The following is a 12,025-nucleotide window of genomic DNA, read 5'->3' as shown; positions in this document are numbered from 1 at the left end:
TGAGCTAAGGAGAAACTGAGGTCGTCAGTGATCTTTTAATGCAGCTTCTGTGCCAGTTTTTATTTCAGGCTGAATTTTTGCCTGTTTGCTGCGGCTCAGGAAGGCATTGAGCAAAATGGCGCCAAACGTCGCCGTGCCGATGCCACCCATGCTGAAGCCGCCCAGGCTCAGGGTAAAGTTGCCTGCGCCCAGCACCAGCGTGACCGCCACCATGATCAAATTTCCGTTAAGTCCCAGATCCACCTGGTTTTGTACCCAGATGCGGGCACCGGCCACAGCAATCAGTCCGAACACCACAATCGACGCGCCACCGAGCACCGGGCCGGGAATGGTGTGGATCAGTGCACCAAATTTGGGCGAGAAGCCCAACACAATGGCAACCATTGCCGCCGCAACGAAAATCAGTGTGGAGTAAATTTTGGTGACCGCCATTACCCCGATGTTTTCTGCGTACGTAGTAACACCGGTACCGCCCGCCGAGGCGGAAAGCAGGGTCGCCAGACCGTCACCGACAAACGCGCGGCCTATGTACGGGTCGAGGTTTTTGCCGGTCATGCCCGCCACCGCTTTAATATGGCCCAGGTTTTCCGCCACCAGAATCACTGCCACCGGCGCAATCATCAGCATGGCGTGAGAACTGAACACCGGCGTGGTAATGGTCGGGATGCCAAACCACGGTGCCTGTGCCACGGCGCTGAAATCAACCGGTGCGCCAAGCCCCAGGCCGTTGGTGATCACCATGTAAATCAGGTACGCCGCCACCAGTCCGAGTAACAGCAACAGACGCTGCACCAGACCGCGGGTGAATACTGCCACCGACCCGATACACAGCACGGTCATCACCGCCATCCAGCTGTCAAATGAGGATGCCGACACGCTGTTAATGGCAATCGGTGCCAGATTCAGACCAATTGCCATCACCACCGCACCCGTAACGACCGGCGGCATCAGGCGCTCAATCCAGCGTGTACCGAGCGCCATCACCACAAAACCGATCAGCGTGTAAATCACGCCACAGGCAATAATCCCTCCCAGCGCCACCCCGATATTCGGGTTCGCTCCATGGCCGCTGTAGCCGGTCACCGCGATCACCAGCCCGACAAAAGCGGCGCTGGAACCGAGATAACTCGGTACGCGTCCGCCGACCAGCAGGAAGAACAGCAGGGTACCGATGCCTGACATCAAAATTGCCATGTTGGCATCAAAACCCATCAGCAATGGCATTAACACGGTGGCGCCAAACATCGCGACCGTATGCTGCAGCCCCATGATGACCGTTGCTCCTAACGGCAGCCGTTCATCCGGCGCGATCACCGCGCCATCCAGATTGCCTTCTCTTTTACGCCATTGTGGAAACCAGGAAGTCTTTGCCATGCACGACCCTTACTAAGTTGAGGGGATGGAGTTAACAGGCTAACTGGCGCATCAGCGGGTGATAGCGCCGGTCGAAATACACCAGTCCGTGGCTGTCGTCATTGCGCCGTAACGCAACGGCTTCACAAAACAAAATGTCGTGGGTACCGACACTGGTGATCTGCGTAACCTTGCAGTCAAACGACACCAGCGCGTCGGTAAGGATCGGTGAGCCGGTAGCGAGACGCATCCACCGGGCGGCTTCGAAACGTTGCTCCGTTGGTGTTTTTCCACCGAATAAATTGGACAGAGACTCATGGCAATCGGCCAGCGTGTTAACGCACAGCACCTGATTCTCTTTGAAGACCGGATACACCGAGGCTGAACGGTTCAGGCATACCAGCAATGTCGGCGGCGAATCGGTGACACTGCATACGGCGGAGGCGGTGAAACCTGCGCGTCCGCCGGGGCCGTCGGTGGTGATGATGTTGACGGCCGAACCGAGGCGCGCCATCGCATCGCGATACTCTTGTTTCTCAACGGCAGCGTATTGGTCAGCGGCAGCTTGTTTTTCCACCGCAGGCACCGGGGCGAAAGGGCGGCCGGTTGCCGGTAATGTAGCGTTCAGGGTTGATGGCATGGTGATGTCCTCTGATTTTTCAGTGATGCTTACAGCACGCGGCAGGCGCGGTCGAAATCCAGGCGCGGCGCGCGCGGATACACTTTGCTGCTGTCGCCGTAACCGATATTGATCAGGAAATTAGATTTCCAGCCTTCCTGCGCCAGAAAGGTTTTATCGACGATGGTGTTGTCAAAACCGGACATCGGCCCGGTATCCAGGCCGAGTGAGCGGCAGGCCATGATCAGATACGCGGCCTGCAAACTGCTGTTGCGAAATGCCGTGTCGTGTGCCAGTTGCGGGCTGGAGGTGAACCAGGAACGGGCATCACCGGCGGGATACAGTTCCGGCAGCAGTTCGTAGAATTCCGCATCCCAGGCAATGATCGCGGTGACCGGCGCCGTCATGGTTTTTTTCAGATTGCCGCCTGAAAGCGCCGGTGCGAGTTGTTCTTTCGCCTCAAGGCTCTGAATAAACACGATGCGTACCGGGCTGCAGTTGGCCGATGTGGGTCCCATGCGCGCCAGTTCGTAAACCGTCTTAAGTTGTTCGCGGGTGACCGGTTTATCCAGCCAGCCGTTATGTGTGCGGGCTTCGGTGAATAAAGTTGCCAGTGCGCTGGCGGTTAATGCTTCGGCCATGATGTCTCCGTGGGCAGGTGACCGGACGGGGTGGCGGAAGATGACGATGAATGCCGCCGCAGCCAGTCCAGTAAAATCGGGTTAAAGGTTTCCGGGTCGGTCACGCTCATTGCATGGCCGCCGTACAGCATTTGCGTATGTTCGCCGTGGGGCAGGCGGGATGCGAGATCGACCGAACGCGACCACGGTACCAGCAGGTCATCCTTGCAACTGAACGCCAGCGTCGGCGTAATCACCTGCCCGAGGCTGGCAGTCAGATCAGACTCCATCAGCGCCTGCAAACGGTGCAGTAAGTTTTCCATTCCCTGAAAATGCGCCACCTGATGCCGGCGCTCTTTCTGTAATAAGGCATCATTAGCTGAAAGCCAGTCACCCGGATACAGAAACAGCGGCTGCGCCTGCACGTAGGCATCGACCCCGCTGTTGAGCAGCAGATTCTGGCGCACTTCAAAGCAGCGGCGCGTCTGGCTGTCGAGTTTCGTCCAGCCGTTGATGACCACCAGACTTTGCAGCAGTGCCGGATAACGCAGAGCAAGATGCAGGCCAATAATGCCGCCGAGCGCATGGCCGACCAGATGACAGCGGCTGATATCCAGCTCATTGAGCATGCCGGCCAGTTCATCGGCCATGTCTTCCATCCGGTACCCGGCGGGCACTGTGCCCTGACTGACGCCGGTGCCGTGCTGGTCGTACACCACCACGCGAAAATGCGCCGCCAGCATTGTCAGTTGCGGTTGCCAGAAGCTTCCCGTCCCCCCCAGCCCCGATGAGAGCACGACGGTTTCCGCATCGGCATTTTTTTTCCCCAATACCTGGTAATACATGCTGATTCCTCAAGGTGTTCAGGACAGGTTGTTGCAAAATGATTATTTACCGATATGCGCCACGGAGGCGATTTCGATCAGCGCATCCGGTTTCACCAGCCCGCACTGAATGCAGAACCGTGCCGGTTTTTCGCCCGGGAAGTATTCAGCGTAAACCTGATTAACGGCACCGTAGTTCGCCCAGTCAGTGATGAAAATAGAGTTCATGGTGACGTCATCCATTGTGCCGCCCGCCGTTTCAATCACGTTTTTGATGATCTCCAGTACGTGACGGGTTTGTGCGGCGGCATCGCCGACATGTACGACGTTATTGTCTTTATCAAATGGCAGCGTGCCGGAAACGTATACCACGCCGTCGGCGAGGGTACCCGGAACAAAAGGAGCCAGCGGAACGCCGCTGCCAGCCGGAATAATGGCACTTTTAGGCATCGTCAATTGTCCTTTTAAGAAAGCGGTCAGGCCGCGTTTTGTTCAGTTTTATAACCCACGGCGTCGCAGAAATTGCGCACGCTGGAGACCCAGCCAAAGAAAGTTTCAATGTTATAAATCGCGGCTTTTTGCGCAAACTCCGGTCCGGCCTGATGGGTGGCGTCTTCAAGTACCACGCCAAAATATTCCAGGAAGAATCCGTCGCGCAGTGTGGACTCCACGCAGACGTTGGTGGCGATACCGGTAAATACCAGATGATGGATACCGTAGCTGCGCAGCAGACTGTCGAGCTGGGTATTGAAGAAGCCGCTGTAGCGCGGTTTGGGCAGTACGATATCGCCGGGTTGCGGCTGTAGTTCATCGACCAGGTCATAATCCCAGTCACCTTTCGCCAGCAGTTTGCCCATCAGTTCCGGACGCTTGCGCATCGTTTTCAGTGCGTTGGATTTGTGGAAGTTCGGCGAACCGGCCCCACCGGCTTCGACGTATTGATTGTCCCAGCCGTTCTGGAAGAAAATCACTTTAATGCCAGCGGCGCGGGCGGCGGCAATCGCCACTTTAATATTGGCAATCACCGGCGCGGTAGCGGAGACATCAAAACCGGCCAGATCCAGATAGCCGCCTTGTGAGGCATAGGCATTTTGCATATCCACCACAATCAGCGCCGTTTGCTGCGGCGTGAAAGCAATGGCTTCAGGGCGTGCTGTGAGGATCGTTTCCTCGCCGGTATTGTGGGGTTCGCGGCGGACCACAGTTTGATTCTCAACAACGTTCATCATGCGACCTCTTTCTGCTCAGTGCCGATGTGCTGGCGGGTTTTCATTAATGGCTGGATGTAGCGGCCAAAGTTTTCGATGCCTTCCACGAAATCATCAAAGGTCAGCAGCACGCCGCCGGCCCCGGGCACTGTGTCGATTTCGTCGAGCATTCTGGCCACGCTGGCGTAAGAACCGACCAGGGTACCCATGTTGATATTCACGGCGGAGGTCGGGTCGGCCATCTGGCGGACATTGGTATCGCTGCCGGATTTGGTGTCTTTGCTGCTCTGATCGGTGAGCCATGCCAGCGCATCGGCGTCAGCTCCGGATTTATACAAATCCCATTTAGCGCGGGCGGCGGCGTCGGTTTCGTCGGCAATCACCATAAACAGCACATAAGAGGAAACATCGCGGTTCTCAGCTTCAGCCGCCGTTTTCATGCGGGCAGCGGTGGGCGCAAAGGCGGTTGGCGTGTTGACGCCTTTGCCGAAGCAGAAGTTGAAGTCCGCGTGTTTAGCGGAGAACGCCATGCCGGCATCACTTTGCCCGGCACAGATGACTTTCATTTCACTCTGCGGACGCGGGCTGACGCGGCAGTCGTCCATTTTGAAGAATTCGCCGTCAAGCGTGCAGTGACCGGTGCCCCACAGGTCGCGCAGCACGCTGACGTATTCGGTCAGGTAGTCATAGCGGCGACTGAAATAATCATCGCCCGGCCACATGCCCATTTGTTCGTATTCGGGTTTCTGCCAGCCGGTGACGACGTTTACGCCGAAACGGCCGTTGGAGATGGAATCAATGGTAGCGGCCATGCGCGCAACGATTGCCGGTGGCATCACCAGCGTGGCGGCGGTGGCATACAGCTGAATGCGGGAAGTCACGGCGGCCAGACCGGCCATCAGCGTGAACGACTCCATATTGTGTTCCCAGAATTCGGTTTTGCCGCCGAAGCCGCGCAGTTTGATCATCGACAGCGCGAAATCAAAATGATAGTGCTCCGCTTTCTGCACGATGGTTTTGTTCAGTTCGAAGGTGGGTTTGTACTGCGGCGCAGTTTCTGAAATTAACCAGCCGTTGTTGCCGATAGGAATGAAGACACCGATTTTCATAGCTCACCTCATGATGCAACGCGAAGGAAGGAATTCATGATGGGTATTGCAAGCGGGATGCCAGTTTTTTAATCTTTTTAATTATCAGTGAGTTAAATTTCGGTGTTGGTTTTTGGTAGAGCAAATGGTCTGTTTCAGACCATCTGGTCAAAAATGGCTGCACGTTTATCAGGCAGGATTGAACGGAAATGGTGCAAATTTGTTAAATTCATAACTCTTTGTGGTTACTGATTGTTGTCGTAGGTGTTACTGCAATCACCGGGATGCATAGCGATAGTCGCTTGTATCGCCATTTGCTATGATTTCAGCCTTGCTATTCGTCTCAGGGAGACATTGTGAAGCCATTGGTCGAATCTGTGCAGGCTGACGCCGGAGAGAATAAATCCCGCCAGCCGCTGACGAAAGCCCCGACGCGACGTTCGCGGGCAGTCGCTGCCAAACGTGGCAATATCATGGCAGCGGCACTTGAGTTTTTCTCGTTGTACGGCATGCATGGCACCAGTCTGGATCAGGTTGCCGAGCGTGCCGATGTGTCCAAAACCAATCTGCTGTATTACTTCCCGTCAAAAGAAGATTTGTATATCGCCGTGCTCAAAGGATTGCTGGATATCTGGCTGGCACCGCTGAAAGCGTTGCAATCTGATCAGCATCCGCTGGAAGCTATCCGTGAATATATCCGCCTGAAGCTGTGTGTTTCCCGCGATCACCCGCAGGCATCCAGGCTGTTTTGTCTCGAGATGGTACAGGGTGCACCGCTGCTGAAACAGGAGCTGGGCGGCAGCCTGAAAACGCTGGTGGAAGATAAATCGGATGTGATCCGCGGCTGGATTAAAGCAGAACTGATCGCGCCGGTTGATCCGATGCAGCTGATTTTTATGCTGTGGGCGACCACGCAGCACTACGCCGATTTCGGGGTACAGGTCGAAGCCATCACCGGTAAAACGCTCAGTGATCCTGAATTCTTTGAACAAACCGTGTGTAATGTGCAGCGCATTATTACCGAAGGCATTCAGCTTCGGGCTTAAGGGGGCAGAATGGATTCAGTTTCACAATTAGTGCTTGGCGCTGCAGTGGGCATTGCGGTGATGGGCAAACGTGCGCCGGTATGGAAATCTGCACTGGCTGGCGCGGTCTGCGGAACCTTGCCCGATCTGGATGTGTTTTACGATCACGGTGATGTCATCAGCAATATGACCCTGCACCGCACCGAAAGCCATGCGTTGTTTTATCTGACGCTGATATCTCCGCTGATGGCCTGGCTGATGGCCAAACTGTTCAGCGCCGGGCAACATTTCCGGCGCTGGTGGGGAACTGTCTGGCTGGCTCTGATCACCCATCCGCTGCTGGATGTGATGACGGTTTACGGCACCCAACTCGGTATCCCTTTTACGCATTATCCTTTTGCGGTCGGCAGCATTTTTATTATCGATCCGCTCTATACCCTGCCGCTGATTACCGGTGTTGGTCTGGCGCTGTATCGCGAGCAGCAGCGCGGCATTATGTGGAATAACGTGTTACTGGGCATCAGTTGCCTGTATCTGGCCTGTACCATGATTGAACAATATCAGGTGACACGGCATGTCGATACAGAGCTGCAACGGCAAAATATTGACAGTACGCAGGTTCTGGTCACGCCGACACCCCTCAATTCGCTGGTGTGGCGTGTGGTCGTGATGAGTAAAGACAGTTACGGCGAAGGTTTCACCTCATTGCTGCACCCGGATTCACCGATCCGTTTCCGCTTCTATCCCCGCGGTGAGGCATTGTATGAAGCCCACAAAGATAACCCGTTTCTGGCGCGTGTCGCCTGGTTCAGCCACGGTTTTTTCAGCGTTAAAGAGCAGGGCGGCCATATTCTGGTCAGTGACTTACGCATGGGGCAGGAACCTGATTACACGTTTGTATTCGATCTCGGCGATATGAAAGCCGGTGCGCCGCCGGCACTGCCGGTGAAAGTGGCGTCGGCCAGACCGTCTGCCACAAAAATGTGGGAGCAGTTCAGGCAGGCACTGGACGTTGATTAAAACAAAAAGGAGCCAGATGGCTCCTTTTTGACATCATGAGTTCATCATTCAGGCTTTACGACTGCGGCTGCGCAACCCATAGCCTATCCCCAGGATCACAAACCACAGCGGCGTGACCAACAGCGCCTGTCGCGTATCATCCTGCAAGGTCAGCAGTACCAGAACAAAAGCAAAGAATGCCATACAGACCCAACACATCAGTTTGCCGAGCGGCATTTTGTAGATTGAGGCTTCGTGCAGTTGCGGACGTTTACGGCGGTAGACCAGGTAAGCGCAGAGGATGATGGTCCAGACGAACATAAACAGGATCGCAGAAACGGTGGTGACCAGTGTGAAGACCGTCACCACATTCGGGATCAGGTAAATCAGCACCACACCGCCGAGCAGACAGATACACGAAAAGGTCAGGCCGTTCGACGGCACTGCGCGGGAAGAGAGCTTGCCGAATGCTTTCGGCGCGTTGCCTTCCTGTGCCAGACCAAACAGCATTCGGCTGGTGGAGAATACGCCGCTGTTAGCTGAAGAGGCGGCAGAGGTCAGTACCACAAAATTGATGATGCTCGCCGCCGCCGGCAGACCGGCCAGCACAAACAGTTCAACAAACGGGCTCTTATCTGCCACCACATGGCTCCAGGGCGTCACCGACATAATCATGATCAGCGAGAACACATAGAACATGATGATGCGCAAAGGGATAGCGTTGATGGCACGCGGCAGGGATTTCTGCGGATCTTTAGTTTCGGCGGCGGTGGTGCCGACCAGTTCGATGCCGACAAACGCAAACACGGCGATCTGGAAACCGGCAAAGAAACCGCTGACACCTTTCGGGAAGAATCCGCCATCATTCCACAGGTTGCTGAATGACGCGACGGTGCCGGTTGGCGTCTGGAAGTGAGTCAGCACCATCACCAGCCCGGCGATGATCAGCCCGACAATGGCGACGATTTTGATCATCGCGAACCAGAACTCCATTTCACCAAACATTTTCACGGTAGCGAGATTCAGGCTCAGCAGCACCAGCACGCAGATCAGCGAGGCGACCCATTGCGAGAGGCCGGGGAACCAGAACTGTGCGTAGGCGGTAATCGCCACGACGTCAGCGATACCCGTGACCACCCAGCAAAACCAGTAGGTCCAGCCGGTGAAATACCCGGCCCACGGGCCCAGTAAATCGGCGGCAAAGTCGCTGAAAGATTTATATTCGAGATTGGACAGTAACAATTCACCCATCGCACGCATGACGAAAAACAGCATAAAGCCGATGATCATATAGACGAAGATGATGGACGGACCTGCCAGGCTGATGGTTTTGCCTGAGCCCATAAACAGGCCGGTACCGATAGCACCGCCAATGGCAATCAGCTGGATGTGACGGTTAGAGAGATTTCGCCGCAAACCTTCTGCGTTCTCTTCCCCCGGCTGGACGAGGATTTTTGACTCTTCTTGCATGTTGTATTGATTCCTGTTTTTTGCTTTTTTGCGTATGAACTCCGCCATATCGCATTCATTTACGTCAATTTCTTAAGCTCTGAATGGCTCTGTGTTCACCACGGCTGGAACGATAGCGTGTGTGAAGTGTGTAATAGTAATGTTAAGCGTGCATTTATTATAACTGGCATGAAAAATGCCGAAGAAAAAAATGTATCGTAATTTTTACATCGCGGATAACTGAGTGTTAATTAATCAAATATCTTCCAGGATGGCGGCAATAATACCGTTTTTGGACGTGATGGGCTTCACAAATATGACGCGTATTAACTGTCAATAAAGCATAAATAAGCGTTTGACATCATCCGGATAGAGGAGAATAATCCGTCCCGTTGGGTCGTTAGCTCAGTCGGTAGAGCAGTTGACTCTTAATCAATTGGTCGGCGGTTCGAACCCGCCACGACCCACCAACAATTTTTAAATCAATGAGTTAATCATAACCCCTCTTTCCCAGGCACTATTTCCCTCATTTGCCGTATAATGCCATTTTTATAAAATGGATAGTAATATACCTGACAATTCGGCACGCCGGTTTTGACGCAAGGATAATTTAAAATTATTCCTTTGTGAGAGTCAGCGGTTGTTTGATTTATAAGCGGATGTTGTTGGCTATTGACTGGCTAAAAAGAGGTTTGTACGTGTCCTGGAAAAATATCAGAATCAAATTAATCAATGTTTTGCTGTCGTGTTATAGCCAGTGTGCAGGAAATCTGAGAAATATAACGTCATTTGATAAAGAGCATGACTTTGAGCGGGTAGTGATATTTTCTACAAAACGGCTGGGTGATTTTATGTTCAGTACGCCGGCCATAAGGGCGGTAAGACGACGTTATCCTGCAGCAAGGATTATTCTTGTTACCAGCCAGCAAAATTCACAGCTGGTTGAGCCCGGTGACAATTTTGATCGCGTTCTTCCTATGGATAATCACTACAGTGACATGAAAAAACTTGTCTCTGTTCTGAGAAGAGAAAAGCCTCAACTAGCCATTATTCTTCATAGCCGCGCCCCTTATGATATTATCGCTTCCATCATGTCGGGCTGTGAATTTATATTTAAAGATTATTACCGTAATGAACCTGCAGGTATGGAGAAGTGGTTGTCTGGTATTACCCGGGGACAATCGAAGCATATTATTCAGAGAAAACTTGATTTAGTCAGTTTGCTGGGCAGCAAACCTGATAATACGGAGATGTTTATACCTGCACGGATTCCTGCATTCGATAAAAAACCTGGCAAGATCCTTATTGGGCTGCAAATGGGGGCATCTAAAATGACGCACCGATGGCCGGTAGAACATTTTGCAGGTCTGGCCAAGCTGTTAATTGAAACGTCACCGCTTTTTCATCTGATCCTGATTGGTTCACCCGCCGAAACTGAGATCGCAGAGCGTTTTATTGCCAGGATGGAAGAGGCGCACGGAGCACAATTTACTGATATTACGGGAAAAACAACTATGCCGGAGTTGTTGTCAGTGATCGATGCGATGGATCTTTTAGTGACTAATGATACAGGACCGCTTCATTTAGCGATTGCAGCTAAAACGAAGACCATCAGTCTGTTCGTGCTTAATTCACCCGACGAAAACGGGCCTTATCAAAACCCGGAATTGCACAAGGTTATTTACAGGCCACCTGTCGAAAATGACCCATCCCACCAGCTGAAACATCCGATGGACAGAATCACCGTTGAGGAAGTCTACAATGCAGTTGTTGAAAAATGCCTGAGTGAGGGCTGATGATGTTCTTCCCTGCGACATGAAAAGTCGCAGGGAAGAAAAATCAGTACATAATCGTCGTATTAGGGCTATCGCCATTTTTGAGTTGTTTTTGTACGCGCATGCACAGGCTGAAGATCAATAAATGAACATGCGTGATAAATGTGCTTTCTTCGGTGAACTGGTCACTGCGTAAGACGACCGTCTCCGAACGATTCTGTTTGGCAACCAGTAACTCAATCCCTTTTTCGCGGAATTCTTCTTCGTAGGCTTTTACGATCCCGGCGGGGGCGATAAGTGTGTAACTGTACATAGGTATTCCTGAAACTGAGTTGAACGTCTGATCGGAAAAATCTTAACAAGAATATCAAATACCAGTAGCTGGCTATTAGCAATTCGGGTGATGTTTTTTTGTACTAATGTCACAGATTGAGATGACTTTTGAAGGTTGCGGACATTCCGTAACCTGCACCTGCCGGTTTTTGTTGCCCGCCACGCGCACACTGTTATCATTCGTTCATAAACTCAGGGAGATAATGATGAAAAAAACACTGGTGGCCTTGGCGGCTTTATTCTTAGCCGGGTGCGCAGCCAATCCGTATGAACCGACGCTGCAGGTTAAGTCATCTTTCGCTAACGCCAGCGCGACCCCGCCGGCAGGGCAGACCCATATCCGTTTACACCGTTTAGAACAGTGGTCAGTGGTGCCGTTTGAGAAAACGTGTCCGCTGATGGTGTTTTTAGACGGACAGACCGTGGCTTCCCTGCATTTTAATCAGTACGTGGATTTGAATGTGCCGAACGGGATACGCACCATTAATGTTCGCATTGCCTGTGCACTGACTAAAACATCGGGTTCGATTACCGTAGATGCGAACGGTAAAAGTATCAGCCTGGAAACGGATCGTAGTTTCTTCGGAACCTATAACATCCGGCCGGCAGGCAGCAGCAATAAATAGCACAATAAATAACCCGCCGAGTGCGGGTTTTTTTAGGTGCACAGACTATACGTTGGCATCAGAGATAAGACGTTGGCCATCCGGAGATCGGGCTATGTTGCCGCGA

13 protein-coding genes and 1 tRNA gene are annotated in these 12,025 nt (G+C 52.8%); 5 read left to right on the top strand and 9 right to left on the bottom strand.

The window, feature by feature from the left end; all coding sequences use genetic code 11:
- Positions 1–24 precede the first annotated feature (24 nt).
- The 7 genes from rutG to rutA are packed head-to-tail and all read right to left on the bottom strand — an operon-like array spanning position 25 to position 5,733.
- A complete protein-coding gene (gene rutG, locus EVX52_RS02595) occupies positions 25–1,374 on the bottom strand; it encodes a pyrimidine utilization transport protein G (protein WP_129951884.1) in 1,350 nt (449 codons plus the stop codon).
- A 31-nt stretch (positions 1,375–1,405) separates the two neighbouring features.
- Positions 1,406–1,993, bottom strand: coding sequence for an NADH-dependent FMN reductase RutF (rutF, locus tag EVX52_RS02590; RefSeq protein WP_235173151.1), 588 nt, complete (start codon positions 1,991–1,993; stop codon positions 1,406–1,408).
- Positions 1,994–2,022: 29 nt separating this feature from the next.
- Entirely contained in the window at positions 2,023–2,613 is a 591-nt protein-coding gene (locus tag EVX52_RS02585) for a malonic semialdehyde reductase (protein WP_129990533.1), read from the bottom strand.
- Positions 2,598–3,437, bottom strand: a complete 840-nt coding sequence (gene rutD / locus EVX52_RS02580; RefSeq protein ID WP_129951882.1) for a pyrimidine utilization protein D — start codon at positions 3,435–3,437, stop codon at positions 2,598–2,600. Before rutD ends, EVX52_RS02585 begins: the two co-directional genes overlap by 16 nt.
- Before the next feature lie 42 nt (positions 3,438–3,479).
- Entirely contained in the window at positions 3,480–3,866 is a 387-nt protein-coding gene (gene rutC / locus EVX52_RS02575; RefSeq protein WP_129951881.1) for a pyrimidine utilization protein C, read from the bottom strand.
- A gap of 26 nt (positions 3,867–3,892) precedes the next feature.
- Positions 3,893–4,645 carry a pyrimidine utilization protein B gene (gene rutB, locus EVX52_RS02570; RefSeq protein ID WP_015690206.1) on the bottom strand — a complete coding sequence of 251 codons (753 nt, stop codon included), beginning with the start codon at positions 4,643–4,645 and terminating at the stop codon, positions 3,893–3,895.
- Positions 4,642–5,733: a pyrimidine utilization protein A gene (rutA, locus tag EVX52_RS02565; protein ID WP_129951880.1), complete on the bottom strand. Its 1,092-nt coding sequence runs from the start codon at positions 5,731–5,733 to the stop codon at positions 4,642–4,644. Before rutA ends, rutB begins: the two co-directional genes overlap by 4 nt.
- A gap of 335 nt (positions 5,734–6,068) precedes the next feature.
- On the opposite strand from rutA, the gene rutR reads away from it, so the two are divergent.
- Both rutR and EVX52_RS02555 read left to right on the top strand, forming a co-directional pair.
- Positions 6,069–6,758 (top strand): HTH-type transcriptional regulator RutR, encoded by a 690-nt coding sequence (rutR, locus tag EVX52_RS02560; protein WP_129990532.1) that lies wholly within the window; start codon positions 6,069–6,071, stop codon positions 6,756–6,758.
- A gap of 9 nt (positions 6,759–6,767) precedes the next feature.
- Positions 6,768–7,757: a metal-dependent hydrolase gene (locus EVX52_RS02555; RefSeq protein ID WP_129990531.1), complete on the top strand. Its 990-nt coding sequence runs from the start codon at positions 6,768–6,770 to the stop codon at positions 7,755–7,757.
- 48 nt (positions 7,758–7,805) lie between these two features.
- Here EVX52_RS02555 and cycA read toward each other — a convergent pair whose 3' ends face one another.
- Positions 7,806–9,206, bottom strand: a complete 1,401-nt coding sequence (gene cycA / locus EVX52_RS02550) for a D-serine/D-alanine/glycine transporter (RefSeq protein ID WP_129990530.1) — start codon at positions 9,204–9,206, stop codon at positions 7,806–7,808.
- A gap of 373 nt (positions 9,207–9,579) precedes the next feature.
- Between cycA and EVX52_RS02545 the strand changes: the two genes are divergently transcribed.
- Positions 9,580–9,655, top strand: a tRNA-Lys gene (locus tag EVX52_RS02545).
- A 195-nt stretch (positions 9,656–9,850) separates the two neighbouring features.
- Entirely contained in the window at positions 9,851–10,981 is a 1,131-nt protein-coding gene (locus EVX52_RS02540) for a glycosyltransferase family 9 protein (RefSeq protein ID WP_240783428.1), read from the top strand.
- 43 nt (positions 10,982–11,024) lie between these two features.
- Here the strand turns inward: EVX52_RS02540 and EVX52_RS02535 are convergent, their stop codons facing one another.
- Positions 11,025–11,273, bottom strand: a complete 249-nt coding sequence (locus tag EVX52_RS02535) for a hypothetical protein (RefSeq protein WP_129951873.1) — start codon at positions 11,271–11,273, stop codon at positions 11,025–11,027.
- Positions 11,274–11,496: 223 nt separating this feature from the next.
- Here EVX52_RS02535 and EVX52_RS02530 point away from each other — a divergent pair, with 223 nt between their 5' ends.
- On the top strand, positions 11,497–11,919 hold the full coding sequence (locus EVX52_RS02530; RefSeq protein ID WP_240783427.1) for a hypothetical protein: 423 nt from the start codon (positions 11,497–11,499) through the stop codon (positions 11,917–11,919).
- Positions 11,920–12,025: the final 106 nt, after the last annotated feature.

Origin of the sequence: Rahnella sp. CFA14(1/10) (assembly GCF_004195095.1) — a bacterium.
Taxonomy (GTDB): domain Bacteria; phylum Pseudomonadota; class Gammaproteobacteria; order Enterobacterales; family Enterobacteriaceae; genus Rahnella; species Rahnella perminowiae.
Note: the sequence above shows the minus strand (reverse complement) of the source record. Positions and strands in the feature narration are given on the sequence as shown.

Excerpts from the sequence above, each read along its gene's own strand:
- rutG (WP_129951884.1), bottom strand. The coding sequence starts at position 1,374 with ATGGCAAAGACTTCCTGGTTTCCACAATGGCGTAAAAGAGAAGGCAAT.
- rutF (WP_235173151.1), bottom strand. The coding sequence starts at position 1,993 with ATGCCATCAACCCTGAACGCTACATTACCGGCAACCGGCCGCCCTTTC.
- EVX52_RS02585 (WP_129990533.1), bottom strand. The coding sequence starts at position 2,613 with ATGGCCGAAGCATTAACCGCCAGCGCACTGGCAACTTTATTCACCGAA.
- rutD (WP_129951882.1), bottom strand. The coding sequence starts at position 3,437 with ATGTATTACCAGGTATTGGGGAAAAAAAATGCCGATGCGGAAACCGTC.
- rutC (WP_129951881.1), bottom strand. The coding sequence starts at position 3,866 with ATGCCTAAAAGTGCCATTATTCCGGCTGGCAGCGGCGTTCCGCTGGCT.
- rutB (WP_015690206.1), bottom strand. The coding sequence starts at position 4,645 with ATGATGAACGTTGTTGAGAATCAAACTGTGGTCCGCCGCGAACCCCAC.
- rutA (WP_129951880.1), bottom strand. The coding sequence starts at position 5,733 with ATGAAAATCGGTGTCTTCATTCCTATCGGCAACAACGGCTGGTTAATT.
- EVX52_RS02555 (WP_129990531.1), top strand. The coding sequence starts at position 6,768 with ATGGATTCAGTTTCACAATTAGTGCTTGGCGCTGCAGTGGGCATTGCG.
- cycA (WP_129990530.1), bottom strand. The coding sequence starts at position 9,206 with ATGCAAGAAGAGTCAAAAATCCTCGTCCAGCCGGGGGAAGAGAACGCA.
- EVX52_RS02535 (WP_129951873.1), bottom strand. The coding sequence starts at position 11,273 with ATGTACAGTTACACACTTATCGCCCCCGCCGGGATCGTAAAAGCCTAC.
- EVX52_RS02530 (WP_240783427.1), top strand. The coding sequence starts at position 11,497 with ATGATGAAAAAAACACTGGTGGCCTTGGCGGCTTTATTCTTAGCCGGG.